The organism is Leisingera sp. (assembly GCF_982940295.1).
This window is the reverse complement of the sequence record NZ_CEYXRG010000021.1, coordinates 54,929-81,063: the sequence shown is the minus strand read 5'-3', so window position 1 is coordinate 81,063 and position 26,135 is coordinate 54,929. Positions and strand designations below refer to the sequence as shown.

The window sequence follows — 26,135 nt, the reverse complement described above, 5'->3', positions numbered from 1 at the left end:
ACGATCACACAAACAAAACCGCCGCTGCGATAAACGCAAGCGGCGGTTTTGCGTTTCCAAGGCTAGAAGAACCGGCGCCACGCAACAAATCCGGACCGCTGAGACGCCGCAAGGGGGCAGCTGCTCAGTCGTTCTGATCCGGATTCGCGGCTGCAAACGCGGGGTGTTCGGAGCAGGCGGCCTCTACCGCGCAGATGCGCGGCAGGTCCGAAAAATCCGCCTCCCAGCGGCGCGCGTTGTAGAGCTGCGGCATCAGGCAGATGTCTGCAAGCCCCGGTGCATCGCCTGTGCAGAAAGGCGTCTGTTCGAAGCCGCCAAGCAGCGCCTCGAACGCTTGCAGGCCGGGGCGGATGAAATGCTGCATCCAGGCCTTGGGCATATCCGGCGCGCTGCCGCTGAGGGCGGTGGCGTGTTTGGCCACTTGCAGGTTGCAAACCGGATGCACGTCGACCGCAACCGAATGCGCCAGTGCCCGCACAAGGGCCCGCTGCCCGGGATCGCGGGGCAGCAGACCAAGGTCCCGGGTTTCGTCCAAGTAGTCGAGGATCGCCAGCGACTGGGTCAGGCGCAGACCGTCGATGTCCAGCACAGGCACGAAGCCCTGCGGGTTGCGGGACAGATGTTCCGGGCTCTTGTGCTCCCCCTTGACCAGATCAACCCGGACAGCGGTGTAGCTGATACCCGCGAGATTCAGCGCGATGCGCAGCCGGTAGCTGGCCGACGACCGCCAGTAATCATAAAGAACCGTGCCTCCCATCGGCATCCTCCCCGTATTGAGAAGGCAGCCCGGGGGCTGCCTTTGGCTGTTCCAGCGGGATCAGCCTTTGTTCAGTTCCTTGGCGTGCAGCCAGTCCGCGTGTTTCGGCGCCTTCTTAGTCTTTGACCATTCCTCCAGCATCTCCCACTTCACCGCGTCCAGCTTTTCAAGCAGCGCCTCTTCTGCCGGATCAGGGCAGGCAAGCTCCACCCGGTGGCCGTTCGGGTCAAAGAAGTAGATCGAATGGAAGATCGAGTGGTCGGTAACGCCCAGCACCTCGACGCCATTGGCCTCCAGATGCTCCTTGAACTGGATAAGCGTATCGCGGTCCTTCACCTTGAAGGCGATGTGCTGCACCCAGACCGGCGTGTTGCGGTCGCGGTCCATCTCGGGCTTGGTCGGCAGCTCGAAGAAGGCCAGGACATTGCCGTTGCCCGCATCCATGAAGATATGCATGTAAGGGTCGGGTTCATGCGTTGATGGCACGTGGTTCTCGGCAATTGCGAGGACAAAGTCCATCTTCAGCATCTTGTTGTACCACTCCACCGTCTCTTTGGCGTCTTTGCAGCGGTAGGCGACGTGGTGAATCTGTTCGATTTTCAAGCGGTGTCCTCCCCAGGTTTCAGCGCGGCCGCGGCCAGCGCCTGTTTCAGGATCGCGCGTTTTCCAATGTGGTTGGCCAGCACCAGCACCAGGCGGGCATTCAGCGCATCGCTTTCGGACCTGCTGAGGCCCTCATGCGCGGCCAGGAGATCTGCATAGAAGTCGTCGGCGCGCTCGGTGTTGGCGGTCAGGATCAGCTGATCGGTCTCGGTCATGGCGGTTACTCCTTGCCGATGGCCCGGCGGATTGCGTGCCGGAACTGGTTTTCGTCAAAGCTGGGGCGGCGGGCGGCCACATGCTGGTCCGGGCGGATCAGGTAGACGCCGCTTTCAAGCTTGCCCAGGTAACGCTCCTGCAGCGCCAGCGTCTTGTCATCCTTGATCGACAGGGCCAGCCGGGTGACCTCGATGCCTTCTTCCTCGATCACATCGGGGGCGTCGGCGTCGATGGTCAGCAGCACGAACTTGCCGCCCAGCTTGTCCAGCAGGAAGCCGTCGCCCAGCGGGGCGTCGGGGCAGGAGGAGCCGGGGCGGGTGCGCTCCGGCCCGTCCAGCGCATCTGCCGAGTTCAGCGGCGAGCCGTCGTAGGTGCAGGGCACCGACAGGCGGCCGGAGTTCACCAGGGGACGCGCGAACTCATACTGTTCCGACAGGTCCAGAACCGCGTCACGCAGCACCCGGCTGATCTCCGATTTCGGGGTGATGAAATCGGTGGAGCGGGACGAGTTCAGGATGTTCTCATCGGCGCCGTGGATGCGTTCCACGTCATAGCTGTCGAGCAGGCTTTCCGGCGCCTTGCCGTCCATCACCAGCTTCAGCTTCCAGCACAAGTTATCGGTGTCCTGCAGGCCGGAGTTGGCACCGCGGGCACCGAAGGGAGAGACCTGATGCGCAGCGTCGCCTGCAAAGATCACCCGCCCGTGGCGGAATTGCTCCATCCGGCGGCACTGGAAGGTGTAGATCGACACCCACTCTAGCTCGAATTTCACGTCTTCGCCCAGCATTGCCTTAAGGCGCGGGATAACGTTCTCGGGGCGTTTCTCGCGCTCCTTGTCGATATCCCAGCCGAGCTGCAGGTCGATGCGCCAAACGCCATCGGGCTGCTTGTGCAGCAGCGCGGACTGGCCTTTGTTGAAGGGCGGGTCGAACCAGAACCAGCGCTCGGTCGGGAAGTCTGCCTCCATGATCACATCGGCAATCAGGAAGTTGTCCTCAAATACCCGGCCGACGAAATCCAGGCCCAGCATCTGCCGGGTGGGGGAGCCGGCGCCGTCGCAGGCAATCAGCCAGTCGGCTTCCAGGTTGTAGGCGCCCTCAGGGGTGTCGATTTCCAGAACCACATGGGTGGCATGGGTGCCGATGGCGGAAACCTTGTTGCGGCCGCGGATTTCTATCGGTGCGCCCTGCTCCTCCAGTTCGCGGACCCGGTTCACCAGGTATTCCTCAAAATAGTACTGCTGCAGATTGATGAAGGCAGGGCGCTTGTGGCCCTCTTCGGGCAGCAGGTTGAACTCGTAGACCTGGCGGTCGTCAAAGAACACCTTGCCGGTGTTCCACTGCACGCCCTTGTCGACCATGGGCTGGCCGCAGCCCAGCCGGTCGAGGATTTCCAGCGGCCGCTTGGCAAAGCAAATCGCGCGGGAGCCAAAGCTCACCTTGTCGTTGTCGTCCAGCACCACCACTTCGGTGCCCTGCTGGGCCAGGTCGATGGCCGCAGCCAGGCCCACCGGGCCCGCCCCGATCACCACCACCTTGCGGCGCACGGGCGAAGAGGCATCTTGGTCCGCATGGCGCGTGTAGGGGTACAAAGGGACTTCAAAGATCTTGTTCATCAGGTCTCCTCCCAAATTCCGGGTGCCGTCAGGCACAGCACAACCCTTTCCCGGCGGGGGTCAGCCGGGAGCATGGTCTAGCGTCTCACAGGTTCTGCCGGGGCGACACGATCTGAATCAAACCGCCCCGGTTGCAAGTTCTGCCCGGGGCTCAGCCCTGCAGGGCCTCCCACATCTCCAGATCGCGTTGAGCGGTCCAGATGCGCGGGGTGTCGATGCCGCGGGCCTCGTCATAGGCGCGGGCGACGTTGAAGGGCAGGCAGTGCTCATAGATCGCGTAGTCTGCGAACTTCGGATCGCACTCGGCGCGCACCGCGTCCCAGGCCTCTTTCAGGGTGCCGTTGCGGGCCGCCACCCTGGCCGCCGGGCGGTAGGTGCTTTCGACGAAATCGCGGGTGTTTTCGATGGCGGCGTTGACCATCGCCTTGCCGACCAGCGCATCGCCGCGGCCCGGTGCAATGGCGTCGACGCCGAACGCCTTGATGTTGTCGAGGGTGCTGCCCCAGTCACCGAAATGGCCGTCGCCGCAGTAGCAGGCAGAGTGGTATTCAACGATGTCGCCTGTGAACATCACGTTCTGGTCCGGCACATGGATCACGATGTCGCCCGCGGTGTGGGCGCGGCCCAGGTGCATGAGGTCGACCCGGCGGTTGCCGAGATAGACGGTCATGTCGTCGGAGAAGGTTGTGGTCGGGTAGGTCAGCCCGGGGATGCTCTCATGGCCTTCGAACAGCCGCGGGAAGCGCTGGAATTCGCTGTCCCAGTCCTCCTGCCCGCGTTCCACCACCATGGCGCGGGCGGTGTCGCCCATGATGATCTGCTGCGCGCCAAAGGCAGAGGCCCCCAGCACGCGCACGGCGTGATAGTGGGTCAGCACCACATGGGTGATCGGCTTGTCGGTCACGGAACGGACGCATTGGATCACCTTGTTGGCCAGCCGCGGGGTCGCCTGCGCCTCGACGATCATCACGCTGTCGTCCCCGATGATCACGCCGGAGTTCGGATCGCCCTCGGCGGTGAAGGCATAAAGGCCTTCGCCCACTTCGGTGAAGGAGATTTTCTTTTCGCTCATGTCCCCTTGGGACGCGAATGCCTTGGCCATGTGTCTGTCCTTTCAACGGTGCGCCAGAGGCAAGTGCGGGAGCCTCCGGCGGGGATATTTGGGGCAAGAGGAAAAGCGGTGCTTACCTCTTGAACGGATCTTCCAGAGCAGCCAGCACGGTGCCGGTGCAGTCGCCGAACCCGATGGTGTAGCCATCGCCCTTGGCCGCGCCTTTCAGGGTCAGCGTGTCGCCATCGGCGATGAAGGAGCGCTCCTCGCCGGTGTCCAGCGTCAAAGGCTCCTTGCCGCCCCAGCTGAGTTCCAGCAGCGAGCCGCGGCTTTCCTTGGTCGGGCCGGAGATGGTGCCGGAGCCCAGCAGGTCGCCAGCGTTCATCGGGCAGCCCGAGGTGGTGTGGTGCGCCAGCTGCTGCGCGGCGGAGTAATACATCTCCTTGTAGTTGGTCCGCGCGATGGTCGTGGCCTCTTTGCCTTCCGGCGCCAGGGTCACTTCGAGGTTGATGTCATAGAGCATCGGACCGCAGTCCTTCAGGTGGTCCAGCAGCTCCACCTCGCGCTCCGGCGTGTCGCAGCGGAACGGCTCCAGCGCCGGCTTGGTCACGATCCAGGGGGAGATCGTGTTGGCAGTGGCCTTGGCCAGGAACGGGCCAAGCGGCTGGTATTCCCAGGCCTGGATGTCGCGCGCCGACCAGTCGTTCAGCAGCACATAGCCAAAGATGTTGTCATCCGCTTCCTGCACGGTGATGGGCCCATCGGAGGGTGTGCCGACGATCGCGCCCATCTCCAGCTCGATATCAAAGCGCGCGCAGGGGGCCCACCGCGGCTTGTCGTCATTCGGCCCCTTTAGCTGGCCCCAGGGGCGGCGCACATCGGTGCCCGATACTACTACCGAAGAGGCGCGGCCGTTATAGCCGATCGGAATGTGCAGCCAGTTCGGCGGCAGCGCGTTTTCCGGGCCGCGGAACATGGTGCCGACGTTGAAGGCGTGGTTCTTGCCAGCATAGAAATCGGTGTATTCGCTGACCGCAAAGGGCATGTGCAGCTCGGCATCGGCAGCGGGAACCAGCAGCGGCTCCACCTTTTCCTGCTCCACTGCCCCCTCGGACAGCAGCGCGGTCAGACGGTCGCGCAGCGCGGCCCAGACCGCCGGGCCTTCTTCCATCAGATCGTTCCAATAGGGCACGTCGAACAGCGGCGCATCGCCGAGCTGGACCAGACCGGCTTCCTCGGCGGCCTGCATGTCCAGGATCATATCGCCGATCGCGACACCGCAGCGCGGGTCATCACCGTCGACGGAGAACACGCCATAAGGCAGGTTGTTCAGCGGGAACGGGTGGTCCGCATCATTGGCCGAGGCCACCCAGGATTTCAGCAGAGGCATAGTGTCTCCAGTTTCCGGATCCGAAGATCCTTTTCATCTTTCCGGAAATACTCCGGGGGTGAATGGGCCGATGAGGCCCAGAGGGGGCAGCGCCCCCTCACCAATTCATTTCAGGCCGGGCGTGCCGTCGAACTTCTTCTCGATGTCGCTCCAGCAGTCGATGTAGTCATCCTGCAGCGGCGCGTCCTTGGCTGCAAATGCGGTCAGATGCTGCGGGAAGCGGGTCTCGAACATGAAGGACATGGTGTTGTCCAGCTTCTCCGGGCCGAGGTTGGAGTTCGACGCGCCCTCGAAGGCGTTCTTGTCCGGCCCGTGCGGCAGCATCATGTTGTGGAGCGACATGCCGCCCGGCACAAAGCCTTGAGGCTTGGCGTCATACTGGCCGTAGATATTGCCCATCAGCTCCGACATGATGTTCTTATGGTACCATGGCGGGCGGAAGGTGTTCTCGGCCACCATCCAGCGCTCGCGGAACAGCACGAAATCAATATTCGCAGTACCCGGCACGCCGGACGGTGCGGTCAGCACGGTAAAGATCGACGGATCCGGGTGGTCAAACAGGATCGCGCCCACCGGGCAATAGGTGCGCAGGTCGTATTTGAAGGGCGCGTAGTTGCCGTGCCAGGCGACCACATCCAGCGGCGAGTGGCCGATCTTGGTCTCATGGAACTGGCCGCACCATTTGATGGTCACGGTCGAGGGCGTCTCGCGGTCCTCGAACGCGGCCACAGGTGCCTTGAAGTCGCGCGGGTTGGCCATGCAGTTGGCACCGATCGGGCCGCGGCCCGGCAGTTCGAATTTCTGGCCGTAGTTCTCGCAGACGAAACCGCGGCAGGGGCCTTCGAGCACTTCCACCCGGTAGACCAGTCCGCGCGGGATGATGGCGATCTCCTGTGGCGCCAGGTCGATGATGCCCAGTTCGGTCGCGAACCGCAGGCGCCCTTCCTGGGGAACCACCAGAAGCTCGGAGTCGGCGGAGAAGAAATAGCTGTCCACCATCGACTCGGTGACCAGATAGATATGGCTCGCCATGCCGACTTGGGTGTTCACATCGCCCGCGGTGGTCATGGTCCGCATGCCGGTGAGCCAGGTCAGGCCTTCCTCCGAATGCGGCACCGGGTCCCAGCGGTACTGGCCCAGCGAGACCACGTCCGGATCGACGCATGGCGCCGACTTCCAATGCGGCAGGCCGATTTTCTCATAGCGGTGCGAATGCTTCACCGAGGGGCGGATCCGGTAGGTCCAGGTCCGCTCCGGCGGGTCGGCGGTAAAGGCCGTGCCGCTCAGCTGTTCGCCATAAAGGCCGTAGTTGCATTTTTGCGGGCTGTTCATGCCCTGCGGCAAGGCACCGGGCAGCGCCTCGGTTTCAAAGTCGTTGGCAAAGCCGGGCATATAGCCCTCGTTCGGCCCCGCAATCGAGGGAGCCTGGATCATTTTATGGGGATCGGCTGGCCGATTCATCGCGCGTTCCTCCTGTCACTGCTTGCGGGATATTAGTTGTTTTTGTAACTAACAAGGGAGAGAGGACGCAAATGACCGAAAAAGATGACTTCACTCTGCAGGATTTCCTGCCATTTCTGCTGAACCGGGCAGCCGAGGAAAGCTCGCTGGGGTTTCAGCGGCACTACAAGGACCGCTATGGTATGCTGCGCACGGAATGGCGGGTGCTGTTCCACCTGGGCAACTACGGCCAGATGACGGCCAAGGAGATCGGTGAGCGGGCCAAGATCCACAAGACCAAGATCAGCCGCGCCGTGGCCAAGCTGGCCGAGAAACGGTTCGTGACCCGCACCCGGGATGAAAACGACCGCCGGGCGGAGCATCTGACGCTGACCCCTGCGGGGCAGGCCGCCTACCGGGAGCTGCGGGAGGTGGCGCAGGAGTTCGATGCCAGGCTGTGCCGGCAGTTCACAACCGGCGAGGTTGCGATTTTGCGGTATATGCTGCGCAAATTAGCAGGCTTGGAGCCGTAGACATCGCAGGGTGCAATGCCCAGATAAGACAGCGGAATTGAAGGTGAATGCATGATACAGATTGATGTCAATTCGGGACCGCTGATTGCCTGGCTGATGGAACAGGGGCTGCACGGGGCACAGCAGCAGGACCTGCTCCAGGGTTATTGCCAGCGGCTGTGCGACGCGGGTGTCCCGTTGTGGCGATTCCATGTGGCGCAGCGTGCCTTTCACCCGAAATTCGGCGGCATCGGTTTCAACTGGACCCGCGCAGAAGGCCTGTCTCACCAGCACTACGAATACCGCGAGTCCCCGCGCGAGGAATGGCTGCGCAGCCCGTTCTTCCACATTCTGGACAAGGAGCTGGACGAGTTCCGCGAACGGCTCGAAGATGGCGCGCCGGAGGAATTCCCGCTGCTGCCGGAGCTGCGGGAACGCGGGGCGACCGACTACTTTGCTAAGGGCGTGCGGTTTTCCCCGCCCGAGGCCGGGCCGAACGACCCCATTCACCCGCAAGAGGGCATGCTGGTCTCCTGGGCGACGGACCGTCCGGGCGGCTTCTCCAATCGCGAGCTGGACCTGATCCGCACCACCCTGCCGCATCTGGGCCTGGCGCTGAAATCCTCCTCCAACCGTCAGATGGCGAGCGACCTTTTGCAAGTCTACCTGGGCCGCGATGCCGGCCGCCGGGTGCTGTCGGGCGAGATCCAGCGCGGGTCCTCGCAGCAGATCAACGCGGTGATCTGCCTGTTCGACCTCAAGGGGTTCACCCAGCTGGCCGAGCGGCTGCCCGGCACCGAGCTGATCGAGATGCTGAACGGCTATTTCGGCCTGGCGGTGGAAACCATCCAGGCGCATGGCGGCAACATCCTAAAGTTTATGGGCGATGGGATGCTGACCATGTTCAACCTCGGCAGCATCGAGGAAGACGCCCATGCGGCGCTGGCCGCAGCCAATGAGCTGTGCGGCAAGGTCCGCGCGTATAATACCGAGCGCGAGGAGCAGGGCTTGCCAACGGCCGGTTTCACCCTGGCGCTGCATGCGGGCACCATCCTCTATGGCAATATCGGGGCGGAGAACCGGCTCGATTTCACCGTGATCGGCCAAGCGGTGAACCAGACCGCCCGGATCGCTGGAATGCACCGGTCTGTTGGCCAGAGTATCATCATGTCTGAAGACGTGAAGACAGCCGCCAGAGGCACCAACCATGACCTGGTGTCTCTGGGCCGCTACATGCTGCGCGGGGTGGCCGAGCCGATGGAGCTTTACACCATCTACCGCGGCAACTGCGGCTGCGACAGCTGAGGTGCCGCCGGGGCGGGGTCAGATGCTGACCTCGACCCCCGGCAGGTTCACTTCCTTCATCATGTCGCGCAGCTCCTGCCGGGCGGCGACGTTGGAAATGTTGAGCTGCTTGACGCCAATGTCCTTGAGGTCCAGCAGCGTCAGGCCGCGCGGGAACAGTTCGCGGAAGATCACGCGCTCGGAGAAGCCCGGTGCCACCCGGAAGCCGATCCGCTTGGACAGCATCTTGATGGCGCGTTCCATCTTTTCCTTGTTGACCATGCGCTGGGTGCCAACCCGGTTGCGGATCACGATCCAGTCAATCGGCTTGAGCCCCGCCTGCGCCCGCAGCTGGCGTGCATTCCACACCATCTCGGAATAGACCGACGGCCCGGTGATGCTCTCGCCCTTTTGATCCACATGTGCCAGCAGATCGAAATCGACAAAACTGTCGTTCAGCGGCGTGATCAGCGTATCGGCCAGCGAATGCGCCACCTGGCTCAGCCGCGTGTGCGAGCCGGGGCAGTCGATCAGGATGAAATCATGGCCCGGCTCCAGCGCCGAGACCGCGGCCGACAGCCGGTGGTCATAGATGTTTTCGCCCGGCTGCAGGCTGGCCGGGTCGATCTCCGGCAGCTCGTGCATGTCCACCATCGGCAGGTCCAGCCCCGCCTTGGCGCAGAAGTCCTTGCGGTTCTCCAGGTAGCGCCCCAAGGAGCGCTGCCGCAAGTCCAGGTCCAGCGCTGCCACCTTGTGGCCCAGCCTGGCCAGGGTGGTTGCAACATGCATGGAGACAGTCGATTTGCCCGCGCCGCCCTTCTCGTTGCCGACGACAATAATATGCGCCATGTACAGGTCCCTTCGCTCGTGCTTTTGTGCACGTCTTTAGCTTTGTGCCCCTGTATAGGCTCTGGTTCCGGCCAAGAAAAGCAGTGCGCGCGGGCTGGTAAACTTAGTGTATCACCTGTGTTTTGCAGGTCCCGCCGGCTTGCGTTTGGGGCGGGCGTCGCCGCCTTTTCCGCCCTTGGCGGCCCCGGCTGCCGCAGCGCGGGCCTTGTTCTTCTTGCTGTTGGGCTTGCCGACCGGCGGCTTGGGACCCTTGGCCTTGAACGGCTTGGCCGCAGGCGCGCCAGGTTTGGTCATCCGTTTGGATGGATCGGAGGCCCCCTTCGGCTTGGCGGTCACCGCTGGCTTGGGCTTGCTGGGGCGGGTGTCTGCGCGCGGCTCCCGGCGCTCTTCCCGTGGCGGCTTGTCGTTCCATTCCTTGCGCGGCGGGCGGCTGTCTTCGCCGCCTTCTGCCTTGCGGCGGTAGGGTTTCAGGCCGTCTTCCTTGCCCCGGTGCGGCTTGGGGTTGCGGTCGCCCTTGAAGCCGCCCTTCGGCCCGCCGGGCCCGCGGCGCGGCGCGGGCGCCAGTTCCGGCGCCTCGGCCAGCTGGGTCAGCACGGTGCCTGGTTCCAATTCGGTCTTGCCGTCCAGTGCTTTCAGGAAGCCCTCGACCGCGCCTTCGCTGATTTCGGCAAAGGTCTCGTTGTCCTGCACCCGGATCGCACCGATGGCGTCGCGGTCGATATTGCCGGCCTTGCACAGCATCGGCAGCACCTTGCGCGGGTCGGCCCCGGCCTCGCGGCCGCCGGACAGTGAGAACCAGACCGACGGGCCAAAGGGCTTGCGTTCCTTGCGCTCCTTGCGCGGCTCTTCCGCACCGGCCGGGCGCAGGTCCTCGGGCGCCGAATGGCGGCTGCGGAACAGGCGCAAATAGGTGGCGGCGATCTGTTCGGGTGTGAACGTGTCCAGCAGGGTCTGGACGCCTGCCTGCTCGTTTTCGGCAACCGGTTCCTGCCAAACCGGATCGGCCAGCATTCGTTCTTCATCGCGCGCCAGCACATCATCGGCAGAGGGCGCCTCGCAATGCTCAGCCGTCAGCTTGGCCCATTTCAGCAGACGGAGCGCCTTGCTGCGTGCCTTGGGCGGTGCGATCAGCGCGCTGACGCCTTTGCGGCCCGCACGGCCGGTGCGGCCCGAACGGTGCAGCAGGGTTTCGTGGTTCGAGGGAAGCTCCGCATGGACCACCAGCTCCAGCCCCGGCAGGTCAATGCCGCGTGCTGCCACGTCGGTGGCCACGCAGACCCGGGCGCGCCCGTCGCGCATCGCCTGCAGCGCATGGCTGCGCTCGGTCTGGCTCAGCTCGCCCGACAGCGTCACCACCGGCAGGCCACGGTTGGTCAGCCGTGCCGCAAGCCGGTTCACTGCTGCACGGGTGTTGGCAAACACGATGGCGCTTGGCGCCTCATAGTAGCGCAGCACGTTGATGATGGCGTTTTCCGCGTCCGCTTGCGCGACGCTCATCAGCCGGTATTCGATATCCGCGTGCTGCTTGGTTTCGCCGGCGGTCTTGATCCGCATCGCATCGCGCTGGAAGGTTTCGGCTAGGCTGGCAATCGCCGGCGGCACGGTGGCGGAGAACAGCAGGGTGCGGCGCTCTTCTGGTGCTTCGCTCAGGATGAATTCCAGATCCTCGCGGAAGCCGAGATCGAGCATTTCGTCCGCCTCGTCCAGCACCACGCCGCGCACGTTGCTGAGGTCGATGGAGCCGCGCATGATGTGGTCGCGCAAACGGCCCGGCGTTGCCGCGACGATGTGGGCACCGCGCTCCAGCGCGCGGCGCTCGTCGCGCATGTCCATACCGCCCACACAGGAGGCAATCCGTGCGCCAGCGTCGCGGTACAGCCAGCCCAGCTCATGCTTTACCTGCAGCGCCAGCTCGCGGGTCGGGGCAATCACCAGCGCCAGCGGCGCGGCGGCCTCGCCGAAGGCCTCGTCCTCGCCCAGCAGGGTGGGGGCCAGCGCCAGGCCGAAGCCGACGGTCTTGCCCGATCCGGTCTGCGCAGACACCAACAGGTCGCGCCCTTCCAGGTCCGGCTGGGTCACAGCCTCCTGCACTTGGGTCAGGGTTTCATATCCGCGTTCTTGCAGGGCGTTTGCCAGGGCTTGTTTCACGAGTGGGGCTGTCTTTCCCGCGAGGCGCATCCGGCCTCAGCGTCAGGAGAAATGAAAGAAGGCTGCCCGTCCGGGGCAGCCTTCGGGAGTTCTGCAAAATACGGCAGGCGGCTTAGAAGCCCAGGCCTTCGTATTTTTTCTTGAACTTGGACACGCGGCCGCCGGCGTCCATCAGGCGCGAGGTGCCGCCGGTCCAGGCCGGGTGCACGGTCGGGTCGATGTCCAGTGCCAGCTGATCACCTTCAGCACCCCAGGTGGAGCGCATCTTGATGATGGTGCCGTCGGTCATTTTGACGTCGATGAAGTGGTAATCGGGATGGGTGTCTTTTTTCATGATACCGCTCCTCAGGCTTTCTTGGGCTTGTAGTTCGCATCTTCTGCGATACGGGCCGATTTACCGCGGCGCGAGCGCAGGTAGTACAGCTTGGCGCGGCGGACGCGGCCGCGGCGCACCACTTCGATCGAGTCGATGTTGGTCGAGAACAGCGGGAACACACGCTCCACGCCTTCGCCGAACGAAATCTTGCGGACGGTGAACGAGCCGGCAATGCCCGAGCCGTTCTTGCGGCTGATGCAAACGCCTTCGTACATCTGCACGCGCGAACGCGAGCCTTCGGTCACCTTGTAGCCGACACGGATGGTGTCACCGGCTTTGAAGTCGGGGATCTCTTTCCCCAGGGCGGCGATCTGTTCCGCCTCCAGCTGTGCGATCAGGTCCATCGCAACTCTCCTAAATCTGCCTGCGGTTCATGCCGCAGAGGTTTGTGCCGCCATGAGAGCTCTTGGTCTTCACCGGGTCCCGCCAAATGGCAGCCCGCCAGAGATCACGCCGTCTGTTCCTTGCTGCTGGCGGCAGGGTCCAAAGCGAAAACCGAAGAAGATTTCCTGGTGAGTGATCCAACAGCCAACGGCCCGGAGCCGCAAATGCGAATCCAGACCGGCGCTGTATACGTCCGCGGCCCCAACAAAACAAGTGCCTGGCTGCGCTGCAGGCAAGAGTTTTCACAAAACTCTTGCCAAATCTTTTCTCAATAGATTTCGGGCTGCTGGCCCGTCTTTCAGGCCTCAGCCCGTCTGGTCGTCGACCGTGGCGTCCGGGGCGTTCTTCTTGACCGACTCGATACCGCCGTCGCGGCTGGAGGCGCTGGCGTAGCTCTGCGAATTGCCGATCACCTGGCCGTTGGTGGCCTTGAGATTGAACATATGCTTGCCGGAGGAGGTCTCTTTGCGCTCATAGCGCGCATCGTCGCCTGCGTTTTTCTTGACCGACGCGATGCCGTTCTCGGCACTGGCCTTCTGCTTGTAGCCTTCGCTGGCCAGGATGTTCTCGCCGTTGCCTGCTTTCAGCCGGAACCGGAATTCACCTGCGTTGTCGGTATAAAGTTCAAATTTTGCAGTCACCCTGTTCACTCCTAATTCTTCATGAATATGAGCGGACTAAAGCACGGCTTGCGGCGCCCGGCAACGGTCAGCCGCAGCTGGCGCCGCCGGGGCGGTATGCCGGGACGGCCCTTCAGCCCCGGTTTTGCGTCTTGCGGCAATAGGCATCCCACAGATCCGGGCGGCGGGCTTTGGTGATCTCTTCGCTCATGTCATGCCGCCATTCGGCAATCTTGCCATGGTGGCCGGACATCAGGATCTCGGGGATTTCCCGGCCTTTCCATTCGGCAGGGCGGGTATACTGCGGATGCTCCAGCAGACCGGAGGAGAAGCTCTCCTCCTCGGTGGAGGCCTGGTTGCCGAGCACCCCGGGGATCAGCCGCACGGTGGCGTCGATCAACGCCTGCGCCGCCAGTTCGCCGCCGGTCATGACGAAGTCGCCCAAGGAGACTTCCTGGATGCCGTAATGCTCCAGCACCCGTTCATCGACGCCTTCGAAGCGTCCGCACAGCAGGGTGATGCCGTCGCATTGGGCAAAGCCCTGCATCATCTGCTGGTTCATCGGCCGGCCGCGCGGGGTAAGGTAGACTAGCGGCCAGTTGCCCCGGGTATCCGCCATAGTTTGCTCGATCGCCTCGCCCAGGACGTCGGCGCGCAGTACCATGCCCGCGCCGCCGCCCGCGGGGGTGTCATCCACGTTGCGGTGCTTGCCGATCCCGAATTCGCGCAGGTCCACGGTTTCCAGCTGCCAAAGGCCTTCCTGCAGCGCCTTGCCGGTCAGGCTTTCGCCCAGCACGCCGGGAAAGGCCGAAGGGAACAGCGTGATGATCTTGGCCTTCCACACCCCCGCCAGATCCGGCGTTGGCGTCATCAGCTCGCGCGGCTTCAGCGTGGGGCGGATCGCCTTGCGGCCATGAGATTTGCTTGGTGCTGTCATAATGGTGCTGTTTAGTGCAGTCAGAATTACACGCAATAAAAAGCTTTGGTGTTTCGATGAATTCAGAACAGCCGCGTCCGGCTGACGGGGACGGTCCGTTTGCTGCGATAGACGCGGTACAGGCCCGCACGCAGGCGCTTTGGCCCAGGGCAGCCGCGGCAGCCGGTCTGCCCGAAGCCGGGGCCACTTTTCGCAGGATGCAGGTCAGCAGCGGTGTTGAGCACCGCCGCTGTGTCTTGGAGGTGAGGACCGCCGGCGGCCAGAGTGTTGTATTGCGCGCCGATTTTGGGACGTCCGATCCGGTTCGGAATACCAGATTTCTGGACCGGCATCAGGCCGCTGCAGACTGTCTGAAGGCTGAAGCAGGCGTGGCGGTTCCAGCGCTGCTTTGGCGGGACACGTCAAGCCCTGCCGTTCTGATGGAATTTATTCAGGGGGATACCGCGCACCGTGAATTGGCGCTCACGGAATACGGGTTCGGGGACCGGGGCAGTATTCTGCGGCGGATTGGTCAAGCGGTGGCCGTCTTGCACAAGGTGTCTGGGGCCGGAGACCGGCAATTCTGGCCAAAGCCTTTTCTGACCCGTGTTTCAAGCCAGGCGCAGGCCGTGCGCGACGGGCAGCTGCTGGTACCGAAACCCAACAAGTTCCTGGGGCTTTGCGCTTACCTGCACCGGGAAGCGCGGCGTGCGCGGGGGCAATCCTTTAGCGCCGCAGTCGAGCATGGCGACCTGCATTTTCGCAATATCCTCATGTCGGAGACCACTGTCTCCTTCATCGACTTTTCAAACCATGACGGCATCTTCCCGCAGCGCGACCTAGCCAATATCTGGCTGGCAAACTGCCCCGACCATCTGGCCGCGGAGGGCCTATCGCCCGGGTTCGGGATGGTTGCGCAAGCCGATTGGGACGCTTTTCAGGACGGGTATGGCGCAGATCTGGTGAATGATCCTGTGTTCCGTTTCTTATATGCCCACCGCCTGCTTAAATGCTGGGTAGGATTGAGCCACAAGCCGCGGGAGCAGCAGCTGAAAAGTGCGCAGGTTGTGACAAGGATCGTTCAGGTTCTTGAGTCGCTTCTGGCTGATGAAGCCGGCTGAGCAGCCGCCTCAGAACAGCCCCTCGGGCGGGTCAGCAATGATGCGGCCCTGGCTCAGGTCAACGGTCGGCACCGCCTCCAAGGTGAAGGGCAGCAGCACCGTGGCCTTCAGTCCCGGACCGTGGATCTCCAGCAGGTCCGAGGCGCCGTGGTTCTGCACCGATTTCACCGTGCCCAGCAGGGTGCCGCCGGTGTCAAAGACCTCCAGCCCGATCAGATCGGCGTGGTAGAATTCGTCATCCGGCAGCTGCGGCAGCTGATCGCGGCGGGCAAACAGGCGCAGCCCCTTGATTGCGTCAGCGTCTTCCTTGGTTTCCACCCCGCCGATCCGCGCGGCAAAGCCGTTCTTGATCGGGCGTGTGATCATCAGGGAATAGCTCTGGCTGCCGTCCTCATTGCTGAGGGGGGAGTAGTCTTCGATCTCTTCCGGAATGGCGCAGAAGCTCTTGAGCCGCACCTCGCCGCGCACGCCGAAGGCGCCGGCCACCGCTCCCACGCAGATCAGTTCGCTCATGGTGTTATTCCTTTGCACAGAACCCTGCGCGCAGCCATTGGCCGCCGGATTGTTCGCAGAGTTCCACTTGGTGGTTGCGTTCAAAGAAGATGCCTGCGGTAAAGGCTACTGCAACAAAAAACACAAGCCGTATCAACCGTCCCATCGGCGGCCTCAGCGGGTTTCAAGCGGCAGATCCGCCATCCGGCTTTCCCAGCCTTGTTCCTCCAGCTCCGGCGTGTCCGAGAGCCGCTCCGGGTAGCCGATGCAGAAATAGCCGATCAGCTGCCAGCCTTGCGGTGCGTTCAGGTCGCGGTTCAGCTGCTCCGGATCGAGCACCGAGACCCAGCCCAGACCCAGCCCTTCGGCGCGCAAGGCAAGCCAGAACAAGGTGATGGCAGTGACCACCGAATAGCGGCGCATCTCCGGCATGGTGGCGGCACCCAGGCCGTGGCCCTGGGCGGTTTCGTCGTCGCAATAGATGGCCAGCTGCACCGGCGCGTCACGCATGCCGGAGAGCTTCAGCCCGGCATAGCGTCCGGCGCGCTCGCCGGAATATCCCGACAGCGCCTCGGCATTGGCTTTCTCGAAATTCTTCAGCGCCGCGGCGCGGGCGGTTTCGCTGTCCACCCTCAGGATGCGCCAGGGTTCGCTCAGGCCCACAGACGGGGCGAGCGGAATGGCGGAGAGGCAGCGCATCAGCACTGCCTCCTCCACCGGATCTGAACGGAACCGGCGCACGTCGCGCCGGAGCCGCATCAGCAGATCAAGCTGGCTGCGGAACTCTTCGGGAAAAGCGCCCCGCAGCTCCACGGAATTATTCCGCGTCTGCAGCTGCTTCGGCGGCTTCAGCAGCCTTTGCAGCTTTCTCTTCTGCACGCTCCTGGGCTTTCTTGCCCGGGGTGCCTTTTTTCGGGTTGCTGCGCTCGGCCTTCTCGCGGACGCCGGCTGCTTCCAGCATGCGGGCGATACGGTCGGTCGGCTGGGCGCCCTGGTCGAGCCAGTACTGCACGCGCTCCATGTCCATTTTCACGCGCTCTTCCGAATCTTTCGGCAGCAGCGGGTTGTAGGTGCCCAGCTTCTCGATGAAGCGGCCGTCGCGCGGCATGCGGCTGTCAGCAGCCACGATGCGGTAGAAGGGACGCTTTTTAGAGCCGCCGCGGGCCAAACGGATTTTCATTGCCATGGGTACATCTCCTTTGATGGCGTTGTCCGGGGTATGCCCCGGTTGTTCCTGTTGTCTTTGTTATTCTTGGTGTTTCTTGTGGTGGCGGATGACTTCATCAATGATGAAGTTCAAAAATGCCTTGGCGAATTCAGGGTCCAGATCGGCCTGTTTTGCCAAGTCTTCGAGCCGTGCGATCTGCGCCGCTTCGCGGGCCGGATCGGACGGGGGAAGGTCGTGTTCGGCCTTGAGCCGGCCCACCGCCTGGGTGTGCTTGAAGCGCTCGCCCAGGGTATAGACGAGGATCGCATCCAGGCGGTCGATGCTTTCGCGGTGGCCCTTCAGCAGCTGGGCTGCGCGGGCAACGGGATCTTGGATATCTGTCGTCATCAGGGTCTCCGCAATGCAGCAGGCCAGGGGGCCGCCAAGGGGGTGCCGCGCGTGCAGCGGGTGTGCACCACCTGTGCACCGCCGCAGTGCAGCGACATGGTATCCGCGCGCTGGTCAGTCAATGGCCCAGCCCTCCGGTTTGAAGAGCGGGTCGGCATAATGGGCGATTTCCATGTCGATGCCATGCGCGGTCTGGCTGTCCTTCAGGGCGTCCGGGGCGGGGTGGCGGTAGACCGCGTCGTTGCCGTCGATGGTGGCGGCCTCGTGGTCCTTCTTGGCGCCGAGCCGTTCCGCGAGCCGGATCGAGTCGAGATTCTTGGGGTCGATATAGCTGACCGCAGTCTCCCAGCCCAGATTTGAATAAAAATGGCGGCGTGCGGCGTGCGCCGCCTCCAGCGCATAGCCCTTGCCGGCCGCACCGGGCCAGATGATCCAGGCGATCTCGCGCTCGGGCCAGCCTGCGGGCTGCCAGCCGCCGGCCATGCCATAGGTCTCGCCGCTGTTTTTGTCGTGGATCATCCACATGCCAAAGCCGCGCACCTGCCAATGGCCGATCTCGGCGGCATAGAGCATCCAGGCCTCGTAAGGGTTCAGCGGCCCGCCCATGAAGCGGGAGCGGTAGGAGCTGAAAGTGGCCTTGAAGTCCGGGTAGTCCTGCGGTTCGGGGCCGCGCAGCACCAGGCGGCGGGTTTCAATCACCGGGATGTCAAACGGCATCAGCGCGCTCCTTCCACGGGAAGGGCGCGGCCGGGCCGGGATATGGTCCGGTGCAGGCGCATCAGTGCAGCATACCCCGTGCAGCCTGCCGGCCGGACACGCGGGGCGGCGGCATATGGCGCCAGGCGCGGATGTTGGGCGCGGGCTGCAGGCGGAAGGAGACCGGTTTTTCCGGGCGGGCGCCGACACGGCGGGCCAGCGCGATGGAGGCGTCGTTTTCCTCCGGCACGTAGGAGACAATCGTGTCCCAGCCGGCCTCGGAGAACAGCCAGTCGAGCACGGCTTGCGCCGCTTCGCTGGCATAGCCCTTGCCGCGGCCCGGTTCCATCAGGTGCCAGGACAGTTCCGGTTCCGGCCAGCCCTTGGGGAACCAGGGGCCGACGAGGCCGACGGTCATCCCGGTGCTGCGTTCGACCACGGCAAACAGGCCGTAGCCGTGCAGGTGCCAATGGCCGATGATGGTGGCAATCGACCACCACAGCGAGTCGGGATCGTTTGCCGCATCAATGAAGCGCGGCGCCCCCGCGTCGAGGAAGGCGGTATTGGCGTCAAACTCCGGATCGGCCGGAGAAATCAGCATCAGCCGTTTGGAAACAAGCCGCGGATACGGCTTCTGCGCATCAGTCATCTTATACCCCTCTGCCCGGGCGGCGGGCCGCCCGGCAAAATTTTCACCCATCCGGCGAAAGAGTATCGGGGAGACTGCGTAATATTTTGTTAAACGGACCGCCGTTGCCGCCGCCGCGCCAGCCTGGTTTCTGCAAATTTGATGGAAGCTCATGCGTATGCCTCCATCCCGCCGTCGCCATCTTGCAGCAGGTGGCGGTAGACCAGAACCTTTGAGTCAAAGGCGGCTTCGGCAGCGGTGTCGCGCTGCGCGCCGGACCGTTCGGCAGCTTTAGCGGACCGAAGGTTGTCCGGGTCGACGTAGCTCACCAGTGAGGGCAGCTCCAATGCGGTCAGCGCAAAGTCCCGCACGGCTGCGATAGCCTCGGCAGCCAGGCCCTGGCCCTCGAAACCGGCGGTGAGAAGGTAGCCGAGCTCGTGTTCGCGGTCGCCGTATTCCATTCCGGCAGAGAAGAAACCAGCGACAACGCCCGATGTCCGCTGCTCAGCCGTCCACATGCCGGCTCCGCGTAGCTGCCACCCTGCAGCATACTGGGTGAAATCCAGCCAGGCGCTTTGCCGGCTGAAGGGGCCGTCCATATAGCGGGCGCGGTCCGACATCAGGATGGCAGCATAATCCGGGAAGTCCTCCAGCCGGGGCGCCCGGAGCACCAAGCGCGCAGTTTCCAGCTGCGGCACGTGGCAGCTCAGCTGCTGCGCAAGTGCAGCAGCCGCGCCGGAGGCTGCGGCCTCCCAGGGATATGCTGCCCTGATGGTCACTTCTTCTTGCCGAAGCCGCTGAGGCCTGCGGGCAGGCCCATGCCGCCACCCAGACCGGGGAGGCCGCCGGGCAGGCCGCCTTTGCCGCCCATCGCCTTGGCCGCCGCTTCCAGCGCCTTGGGGTCCATCTGGCTGGGGTCCATGCCGCCCATGTCCGGCATGCCGCCCTTGCCGAACATGCCTTTCATAGCCTGTTTCAGCATCTTGCCTTTGCCCATCTTGCCCATCTTCTTCATCACATCGGCCATCTGCCGGTGCATCTTCAGAAGCTTGTTAAGGTCAGACACTTCCATGCCGGAACCGGCCGCGATGCGTTTCTTGCGGCTGGCCTGCAGCAGGGCGGGATTGGCGCGTTCCTTCTTGGTCATCGACTGGATCATGGCGATTTGGCGCTTGAGCACCTTGTCGTCCATGCCGGCGTCCTGCACCTGCTTGGCCATTTTGCCCATGCCGGGCATCATCTGCATCATGCCCTCCATGCCGCCCATCTGGAGCATCTGCTCAAGCTGCATCTTCAGGTCGTTCATGTTGAACTGGCCCTTCATCATGCGCTTCATCATCTTCTCGGCCTGTTCGGCCTCGATGGTTTCCTGGGCTTTCTCGACCAGCGCCACGATGTCGCCCATGCCGAGGATGCGGCCGGCGATCCGGTCTGCCTCGAAGGTTTCGAGCGCGTCCATCTTCTCGCCCAGGCCGACAAAGCGGATCGGCTTGCCGGTGACGGCGCGCATCGACAGCGCGGCGCCGCCGCGGCCGTCGCCGTCCATCCGGGTCAGCACCACGCCGGAAATGCCGATCTTGGCGTCGAATTCTTCCGCAACTTCAACGGCAACCTGGCCGGTGAGGCCATCGACCACCAGCAGGGTCTCGCGCGGGGAGACCACGTTGCGGACGTCCTCGACCTCCTGCATCAGGGTCTCGTCGATGTGCAGGCGGCCGGCGGTGTCCAGCATATAGACGTCATAGCCGCCGAGCGTTGCCTGCTGCTTGGCGCGTTTGGCGATGTCGACGGGTTTCTGGCCGGGCACGATCGGCAGGGTGTCGACGCCGATCTGGGCGCCAAGCACCGCCAGCTGGTCCATCGCCGCCGGGCGGTAGACGTCGAGCGAGGCCATCAGGACCTTCTTGCCCTCTTTCTCCTTCAGCCGCTTTGCCAGCTTGCCGGTGGTGGTGGTCTTCCCCGAGCCCTGCAGGCCGACCATCAGTACGGGGGCCGGCGGGTTGTCGACCTTCAGCTTGCCGGGATCCTCGTCGCCGCGCAGCACATCGACCAGCGCGTCGTGCACGATCTTGACGACCTGCTGGCCCGGGGTCACCGATTTGGTGACGGCCTGGCCGGTGGCCTGCTCCTGCACCTTCTTGACGAAGTCGCGGGCAACCGGCAGCGAGACGTCGGCCTCCAGCAACGCCACGCGGACCTCGCGCAGGGCGGATTTGACGTCCTCTTCGCTGAGGGCGCCCTGCTTGGTGAGCCGGTCAAAGACGCCGGAAAGGCGTTCGGATAGATTTTCAAACATGCCTGCGGCCTCCTGATGCCGGTTTCAACTGTGGCGCCCCCGTATGTAGGGGACAAGCGATCCATGCGCAAATGCCCGCCGGTCCTCGTGTCCGTCATGAGGGCAAACCAAACGGGTTTGCCCCCACGGGCGTAACACGCTGGTGGGGGGCGATCCCTGGCACGGGCAGGGACCGGAAGACTCAGATCTCCCGGATGTTTGGGCAGGCGTTACGCGGATTGGCCGCCGGAGTCAACCTTTGCAGGGCCGGCGGCAGGCAACCAGGCATTGATGGCCTCCGCCAGCCGATGCGGGCCGCGGCCGTTGGTGTAGGCTTCGGTCACCGGGTGGCGTCCGGCGCTCATGCCGCTGTCCAGCACCAGAACGGGGCGGTAGAGCGTGCGGCTGCGGCCCTCGCTGCGGCTGGTGGTGCTTTCCACCTCGGCGTGGGAGAGGTCGGCGAGGCGGTGCTCCACCTGGCTGTAGCCGAACACCGACTGGCGGCGGATCACGATGCGGCCACCGGGGCGGTCGAGGATCACCTGCACCCGGCGCACGAACAGGCAAAAGGCGGCAAACCCCATGCCGCCGCCCATGGCGGCAAAGCCCAGTCCGAACCAGAGGCTTTCACCGCCGGTGCTGGCAGCGCCGAGACCGACGCCAACGAAAGCCAGGATAAACAGGGCAAGCGCAATGCCGATGAACCACGGCGTGTCTGCCAGGATCAGCTGTCCGGGCGTGTTGCGGGTGATTTTCATGGCTTCAGCTTACGCTTGGGAAGGCTGCGGTTCAGGGGAAACTCGCGGCTTGGCCGTCAGATATGAGCGGCAAGCAGCGCAGCTGCGCCTTCTGCGCGCTTGACTCGGAGGGGGTGGCTTGGCCAACATCGGGAGGTTGGCCCACTGCCGCACTCACAGGCTGGGCCTGCCCGGAGGGGCATCGAGGCAGATCTTCAGAACAGGCATGATGCGCGAACCTTAGCGTCCGCGGCCGTAGGCGGGCAGCCGCATCAGCTATGGGAGGATCTGAGAACATGCGCGTTTTCACTATTCTGGGACCGTCGCAGTCCGGCAAATCAACGCTGGCCACGGCGCTGGCCAATCTGGACAGCGCCGCCGGCAAACGGCAGGAGGCTGCAGGCGTCGCCGCTTTGCAGCCTTTTTCATTTATGGGCGAGGACTGGGCCGCGATCGACATCGCGGGCGGGGCCGACAATCTGGCGCAGGCGGGCCCGGCACTGGCCGCCAGCGATGCTGCCGTCATCTGCGTGCCGGCTGACGCCGGCGCTGCGGTGCTGAGCGCGCCGTACCTGCGCAAGGTGGAAGAGGCGGGGATCCCCGCCTTTATTTTTGTCAACCGCATGGACCAGGCAACGGACCGTGTGGCGGAAATCGTGGCCGCGCTGCAGGCCTATTGCAGCCACAACATCATCCTGCGGCAGGTGCCGATCCGTGAGGATGGGCAGGTTGTGGGTGCTGTGGATCTGATTTCGGAACGCGCCTGGCAGTACCAGGAGGGCAAGCCCTCGGCGCTGATTGAGCTGCCGGTGGCGATGTATGCGCGCGAGCAGGAGGCGCGCACCGAACTCTTGGAGGCGCTGGCGGATTTTGACGACACGCTGCTGGAGGAGCTGATCGAGGATCAGAAGGTGATGGCCGAGGAGGCCTATGAGGTGGCCACCAAGGTGCTGCAGCACAACGACCTGATCCCGGCGCTGCTGGGATCGGCCGAGCACAAGAACGGCATCCTGCGGCTGATGAAGTCGCTGCGCCATGAGGCCCCGGATGTGGGCGCGGCGCTGGAGCGGCTGTCGCAGGATGGCAAGGTGGTGGCGGTCGGCTGCATGGCCGATCTGGTCAAGCATCTGGGCAAGACGGTGATGGTGCGGGCGCTGGACGGCAGTGTCGGCAACGGCGTGCCGGTGGGCGGCGCAACATTGGGATCGCTGACCGGCGTCGGTTCGGCGGCCGTCACCCGCCTGACGCCCGGGGACATGGGGCAGGCGGTGAAGTCTGACCATTTGAACCTGGGCTATGCCTATGGTCCGGACGGGACGGCGCCGCTGCCCGGCTGGGCGCAGCCGCGGCCCTCGACCTTCCGGCGGGTGATCACCCCGGTGCATGAGAAGGACGACGCGCGGCTGTCGGGCGCGCTGGAGCGGCTGGCGGAGATCGACCCGGCGCTGGTGGTCGGGCAGGAGGAGGCCAGCGGCCATGTGCTGCTGAACCTGCAGGGGCCGCTGCACATGCGCCGCATCAAGCAGGCGTTGAAGGACGAGTTCGGGGTCGAAGTGGAGGAAGGGCCGGTGCCGCCGGCGCTGCGCGAGACCATCAAGAAATCCGTGCAGGTGCATCACCGCCACCGCAAGCAGTCCGGCGGCGCAGGCCAGTTTGCCGACGTGGTGATCGAGGTGAAGCCGCTGCCCCGCGGCAGCGGGTTTGTGTTCGAGGAAACGGTGAAGGGCGGCGCGGTGCCCAAGAACTATATCCCCTCGGTCGAGGCCGGTGCGCGCGAGGCGCTGGCGCAGGGGCTGAACGGCCACCCGGTGGTGGATGTCTGCGTGACGCTGAAAGATGGCAAGCATCACTCGGTGGACAGCTCCGACTATGCCTTCCGCACCGCCGGCAAGAACGCGGTGAAGGAGGCGCTGGCGGAGGCGGGCGCGGTGCTGCTGCAGCCGATTATGCGGGTGCATATCCATGTGCCGTCGGTGTTCACCGGCGGGCTGGTGCCGGTGGTGAGCGGCATGAAGGGCCAGATCCTGGGCTTTGAGGCCGAGGATGGCGTCGCGGGCTGGGATGTGTTCGAGACGCTGCTGCCGATGTCGGCGCAGGATGAGCTGTGCAACACGCTGGCCAGCGCCACCCGCGGCACCGGCTGGTTCAGCACCGATTTCGACCACTACGAGGAGGCGCGCCGGGCGGACTTTGCCGAGGCGTGAACCGGCGGGGCGGTGGGCGGAATCGCCCACCCTACGGCTGGTTTTGCGGGGTGGGCAATTTGCCCGCCGCCTGGCGCACCGCCTTGCCCACCATCTGAATTGGCGCAAAACGGGGCGCAGGGGGCGGAACAGCTCTTGCGCCCCGCGGCTGTTTTCTGTGATCTGCGCAGCAACCCGACACGGACTTGCGGAGAAAGATCATGGATGCCTCATCGGCCTATCAGGACAGCCTGCCCATCTCCTCGGATGCGCTGCTGAAGCAGCTGGACGATTGGGGCATTGCCTACCGGCTGCACACCCATGTGCCGCTGCGCACGGTGGAGGACGCCAAGGGTGTCGAGGAGCAGTTCATGGTGCCGGGCGAAAACGCGCTGCGGCTGAAGAACCTGTACCTGCGGGACAAGAAGAAGCGGAACTATCTGGTGACGCTGCAGCAGGACCGCGAGATCGACCTGAAGGCGCTGAGCGCTGAGCTGGGCATCGGCAACCTGTCATTCGGCTCGACGGACCGGCTGCTGGAGAACCTCGGCATCCGCCCCGGCGCGGTCAGCCCGCTGGCGATGATCACCGGGGTGGAGAAGGGTGTGACCTTCTACATGGACGCGCAGGCGCAGGAGGCGGATGTGATCTATATGCACCCGCTGGTCAATGACCGCACCGTGGCGATGACGCGCGATGATGTGATGGCGTTCTTTGAAAAGACCGGCGTTGCGGTGAACTGGGTCTAACCGGCCTTTTCGTCCTCCAGCGCCAGATCCAGCGCCGCGGCGGCGTGGGCGGCGGAAGGGTTCACGAACAGGAAGCCGCCGGCCTCAAAGCTGACGTCGTCGGTATGATCGGGGAAGGCCAGCGGAAGCTCGGTGCAGGCAAGCAGGATGGCGGTGCCGGGTTTGGCGTGTTTCGTGCAGAAGCGCAGCAGGCGGTCCTGCGCAGTGGCTGAAGCGCCGCCGTAGAAATCCTCGTCGATCATCGCTTGCATTTCGGCGATCTCCGCCGCCGGGAGGGTGTCATTGGCGCTGACGCCGTGTTCGGCCAGGACATTTGCATAGTTGCGGGCCTGCATGGTGACGGCAGTGCCCAGCACCAGCGCCTGCGCGGCGCCGGTTGCGGCGGTGGCCCTGGCGGTGGCGCCGAAGATGCTGAGGATTGGCATCATCACGCCCTCCTGTATCGCATGCAGCCGGGCGTGCGGGGTGTTGGACGCGATCAGGGCGAAGTCGCAGCCCGCACGCTCCAGCGTCAGCATGGCCTCGCGGAAGACGGCGTCGAAGGCGGCCCAGCTGGCCTCGTCTCCCGGGCGGCCGCGCAAGGCCCGGGTCTGGGCCTGCACCACGGATTCGATGGTGATCGGCGGCACCGGCAGCGGAGAACCTGCGCCGCGATCTGCAAAGAACCGCCCGGCGCCTTCGCAGATGGCGCGGTAGTAGTCGATGGTGGAGGCCCAGCCGACGCCGCCGAGAATGCCGATCTTCTTCATCTAATTGCCCGCCCTTGGAATTCCGGTGCGGGTAGACTGGCATGGCAGCGGGGGGCTGCCAAACGCAAAAACGCCGCCAGCTCTCTGCGGGGAGGGCTGGCGGCGCTGGCGGGCGCGGGGGATCAGGCGGCCAGGGCTTCGATCTGGGTTTTGGCCTTGGCCAGGGCGCCGTCGGCGTCGATCGACATCGCGTCGGCCGCCACGATCTCGACATCGGTGATGCCGATGAAGCCCAGCACGTGGCGCAGGTAGGTGGTGGCGAAATCGATGTCGGAGCCGGCCTGAGTCCCGCCCGAGGCCATGACGATGACGGCGCGCTTGCCTTCCAATAGGCCGATGGGGCCGTTTTCGGTGTATTGGAAGGTGAGGCCAACGCGGGCGACCAGGTCGATCCAGGCTTTCAGGGTGGAGGGCACCGAGAAGTTGTAGACCGGCGAGCCGATGACGATGGTGTCGGCCTGCTTCAGCTCCTCGACCAGCGAGTCGGAGAGGGCGAGCAGCTGTTTCTGCTCGTCGCTGCGCTGGTCTGCCGGGGTAAAGTTGGCGCCTACCCAGGCGCCGTCCAGCAGCGGCAGCGGCGCGGCCAGGTCGCGGCGGATCACCTGCTCAGCGCCGAGGCGGCTGACGATCTGGGCCGAGAGGTCGCGGGTAACGGAGCCCTCGATGCGGGCGGAGGAGTCGATGTGGAGAACGGTGCGGGTCATTTTCATGTTCCTGTGCTTGTTGCTGACAGGAATTTGGGGTATTGCAAATTTGAACGCAACGCCGATGAAATCACAGCATTTGTGC

The 26,135-nt window shown here is 64.3% G+C and carries 29 protein-coding genes; 5 read left to right on the top strand and 24 right to left on the bottom strand.

The features are described 5' to 3' along the window. Positions 1-124 precede the first annotated feature (124 nt). From maiA to hmgA, 7 genes are all read right to left on the bottom strand, one after another. Complete coding sequence (maiA, locus tag AC4HIX_RS17330) at positions 125-757, bottom strand: maleylacetoacetate isomerase (RefSeq protein WP_490399887.1); 633 nt, start codon at positions 755-757, stop codon at positions 125-127. Between the two features lie 60 nt (positions 758-817). After that, positions 818-1,360 carry a VOC family protein gene (locus AC4HIX_RS17325; protein WP_490399886.1) on the bottom strand — a complete coding sequence of 181 codons (543 nt, stop codon included), beginning with the start codon at positions 1,358-1,360 and terminating at the stop codon, positions 818-820. Beyond that, on the bottom strand, positions 1,357-1,575 hold the full coding sequence (locus AC4HIX_RS17320; RefSeq protein ID WP_375543578.1) for a DUF2783 domain-containing protein: 219 nt from the start codon (positions 1,573-1,575) through the stop codon (positions 1,357-1,359). The genes AC4HIX_RS17325 and AC4HIX_RS17320 overlap by 4 nt, the downstream gene beginning before the upstream one ends. 5 nt (positions 1,576-1,580) lie before the next feature. After that, complete coding sequence (locus tag AC4HIX_RS17315; RefSeq protein ID WP_490399885.1) at positions 1,581-3,191, bottom strand: FAD-dependent oxidoreductase; 1,611 nt, start codon at positions 3,189-3,191, stop codon at positions 1,581-1,583. Between the two features lie 151 nt (positions 3,192-3,342). Continuing rightward, on the bottom strand, positions 3,343-4,293 hold the full coding sequence (locus AC4HIX_RS17310; RefSeq protein ID WP_490399884.1) for an MBL fold metallo-hydrolase: 951 nt from the start codon (positions 4,291-4,293) through the stop codon (positions 3,343-3,345). Between the two features lie 82 nt (positions 4,294-4,375). After that, positions 4,376-5,632, bottom strand: coding sequence for a fumarylacetoacetase (gene fahA, locus AC4HIX_RS17305; protein ID WP_490399883.1), 1,257 nt, complete (start codon positions 5,630-5,632; stop codon positions 4,376-4,378). Positions 5,633-5,737: 105 nt separating this feature from the next. Continuing rightward, positions 5,738-7,093, bottom strand: coding sequence for a homogentisate 1,2-dioxygenase (hmgA, locus tag AC4HIX_RS17300; RefSeq protein WP_490399882.1), 1,356 nt, complete (start codon positions 7,091-7,093; stop codon positions 5,738-5,740). Positions 7,094-7,164: 71 nt separating this feature from the next. On the opposite strand from hmgA, the gene AC4HIX_RS17295 reads away from it, so the two are divergent. Both AC4HIX_RS17295 and AC4HIX_RS17290 read left to right on the top strand, forming a co-directional pair. Beyond that, positions 7,165-7,605, top strand: a complete 441-nt coding sequence (locus tag AC4HIX_RS17295; protein WP_475049105.1) for a MarR family winged helix-turn-helix transcriptional regulator — start codon at positions 7,165-7,167, stop codon at positions 7,603-7,605. Positions 7,606-7,656: 51 nt separating this feature from the next. Beyond that, the gene (locus AC4HIX_RS17290; protein WP_475049108.1) at positions 7,657-8,889 is read left to right on the top strand and encodes an adenylate/guanylate cyclase domain-containing protein; all 1,233 of its coding nucleotides are present in this window, start codon (positions 7,657-7,659) and stop codon (positions 8,887-8,889) included. 18 nt (positions 8,890-8,907) lie between these two features. On the opposite strand, the gene AC4HIX_RS17285 is transcribed toward AC4HIX_RS17290, so the two are convergent. The 6 genes from AC4HIX_RS17285 to trmD form a co-directional block, all read right to left on the bottom strand. Then, a complete protein-coding gene (locus AC4HIX_RS17285) occupies positions 8,908-9,717 on the bottom strand; it encodes a division plane positioning ATPase MipZ (RefSeq protein WP_475049111.1) in 810 nt (269 codons plus the stop codon). A gap of 111 nt (positions 9,718-9,828) precedes the next feature. Continuing rightward, complete coding sequence (locus AC4HIX_RS17280) at positions 9,829-11,865, bottom strand: DEAD/DEAH box helicase (protein ID WP_490399881.1); 2,037 nt, start codon at positions 11,863-11,865, stop codon at positions 9,829-9,831. Between the two features lie 112 nt (positions 11,866-11,977). Continuing rightward, entirely contained in the window at positions 11,978-12,199 is a 222-nt protein-coding gene (rpmE, locus tag AC4HIX_RS17275) for a 50S ribosomal protein L31 (RefSeq protein WP_475049115.1), read from the bottom strand. A gap of 11 nt (positions 12,200-12,210) precedes the next feature. Beyond that, positions 12,211-12,585, bottom strand: a complete 375-nt coding sequence (gene rplS / locus AC4HIX_RS17270; RefSeq protein WP_174147948.1) for a 50S ribosomal protein L19 — start codon at positions 12,583-12,585, stop codon at positions 12,211-12,213. Between the two features lie 345 nt (positions 12,586-12,930). Further along, a complete protein-coding gene (locus AC4HIX_RS17265; protein WP_490399880.1) occupies positions 12,931-13,266 on the bottom strand; it encodes a YegP family protein in 336 nt (111 codons plus the stop codon). 112 nt (positions 13,267-13,378) lie between these two features. Then, the gene (gene trmD, locus AC4HIX_RS17260) at positions 13,379-14,182 is read right to left on the bottom strand and encodes a tRNA (guanosine(37)-N1)-methyltransferase TrmD (RefSeq protein ID WP_490399879.1); all 804 of its coding nucleotides are present in this window, start codon (positions 14,180-14,182) and stop codon (positions 13,379-13,381) included. A 14-nt stretch (positions 14,183-14,196) separates the two neighbouring features. On the opposite strand from trmD, the gene AC4HIX_RS17255 reads away from it, so the two are divergent. Beyond that, complete coding sequence (locus AC4HIX_RS17255; RefSeq protein ID WP_490399878.1) at positions 14,197-15,282, top strand: phosphotransferase; 1,086 nt, start codon at positions 14,197-14,199, stop codon at positions 15,280-15,282. A 9-nt stretch (positions 15,283-15,291) separates the two neighbouring features. Here the strand turns inward: AC4HIX_RS17255 and rimM are convergent, their stop codons facing one another. The 9 genes from rimM to AC4HIX_RS17210 form a co-directional block, all read right to left on the bottom strand. Continuing rightward, on the bottom strand, positions 15,292-15,795 hold the full coding sequence (gene rimM, locus AC4HIX_RS17250; protein WP_490399877.1) for a ribosome maturation factor RimM: 504 nt from the start codon (positions 15,793-15,795) through the stop codon (positions 15,292-15,294). Between the two features lie 153 nt (positions 15,796-15,948). Next, positions 15,949-16,587: a 5,6-dimethylbenzimidazole synthase gene (bluB, locus tag AC4HIX_RS17245; RefSeq protein ID WP_475049127.1), complete on the bottom strand. Its 639-nt coding sequence runs from the start codon at positions 16,585-16,587 to the stop codon at positions 15,949-15,951. Positions 16,588-16,591: 4 nt separating this feature from the next. Continuing rightward, entirely contained in the window at positions 16,592-16,960 is a 369-nt protein-coding gene (rpsP, locus tag AC4HIX_RS17240; protein WP_039159062.1) for a 30S ribosomal protein S16, read from the bottom strand. 60 nt (positions 16,961-17,020) lie between these two features. Beyond that, complete coding sequence (locus AC4HIX_RS17235; RefSeq protein WP_490399876.1) at positions 17,021-17,329, bottom strand: chorismate mutase; 309 nt, start codon at positions 17,327-17,329, stop codon at positions 17,021-17,023. A 114-nt stretch (positions 17,330-17,443) separates the two neighbouring features. Further along, positions 17,444-18,046 carry a GNAT family N-acetyltransferase gene (locus AC4HIX_RS17230; protein WP_490399875.1) on the bottom strand — a complete coding sequence of 201 codons (603 nt, stop codon included), beginning with the start codon at positions 18,044-18,046 and terminating at the stop codon, positions 17,444-17,446. A 61-nt stretch (positions 18,047-18,107) separates the two neighbouring features. Continuing rightward, the gene (locus AC4HIX_RS17225) at positions 18,108-18,674 is read right to left on the bottom strand and encodes a GNAT family N-acetyltransferase (RefSeq protein WP_490399874.1); all 567 of its coding nucleotides are present in this window, start codon (positions 18,672-18,674) and stop codon (positions 18,108-18,110) included. A gap of 149 nt (positions 18,675-18,823) precedes the next feature. Beyond that, positions 18,824-19,432: a GNAT family N-acetyltransferase gene (locus tag AC4HIX_RS17220; protein ID WP_490399873.1), complete on the bottom strand. Its 609-nt coding sequence runs from the start codon at positions 19,430-19,432 to the stop codon at positions 18,824-18,826. Next, a complete protein-coding gene (ffh, locus tag AC4HIX_RS17215; RefSeq protein ID WP_475049138.1) occupies positions 19,429-20,949 on the bottom strand; it encodes a signal recognition particle protein in 1,521 nt (506 codons plus the stop codon). Before ffh ends, AC4HIX_RS17220 begins: the two co-directional genes overlap by 4 nt. Before the next feature lie 209 nt (positions 20,950-21,158). Continuing rightward, positions 21,159-21,686 carry a hypothetical protein gene (locus AC4HIX_RS17210; protein WP_490399872.1) on the bottom strand — a complete coding sequence of 176 codons (528 nt, stop codon included), beginning with the start codon at positions 21,684-21,686 and terminating at the stop codon, positions 21,159-21,161. Between the two features lie 275 nt (positions 21,687-21,961). Here AC4HIX_RS17210 and AC4HIX_RS17205 point away from each other — a divergent pair, with 275 nt between their 5' ends. Together AC4HIX_RS17205 and AC4HIX_RS17200 are read left to right on the top strand one after the other, a co-directional pair. Then, positions 21,962-23,869 carry an elongation factor G gene (locus tag AC4HIX_RS17205; RefSeq protein WP_490399871.1) on the top strand — a complete coding sequence of 636 codons (1,908 nt, stop codon included), beginning with the start codon at positions 21,962-21,964 and terminating at the stop codon, positions 23,867-23,869. Positions 23,870-24,069: 200 nt separating this feature from the next. After that, positions 24,070-24,597 carry a prolyl-tRNA synthetase associated domain-containing protein gene (locus AC4HIX_RS17200; RefSeq protein ID WP_490399870.1) on the top strand — a complete coding sequence of 176 codons (528 nt, stop codon included), beginning with the start codon at positions 24,070-24,072 and terminating at the stop codon, positions 24,595-24,597. Here the strand turns inward: AC4HIX_RS17200 and AC4HIX_RS17195 are convergent. Next, complete coding sequence (locus AC4HIX_RS17195; RefSeq protein WP_490399869.1) at positions 24,594-25,346, bottom strand: aspartate/glutamate racemase family protein; 753 nt, start codon at positions 25,344-25,346, stop codon at positions 24,594-24,596. The two genes, AC4HIX_RS17200 and AC4HIX_RS17195, sit on opposite strands and share 4 nt — an antisense overlap. Positions 25,347-25,468: 122 nt before the next feature. Further along, positions 25,469-26,050: an FMN-dependent NADH-azoreductase gene (locus AC4HIX_RS17190; RefSeq protein ID WP_490399868.1), complete on the bottom strand. Its 582-nt coding sequence runs from the start codon at positions 26,048-26,050 to the stop codon at positions 25,469-25,471. Between the last annotated feature and the right edge of the window lie 85 nt (positions 26,051-26,135).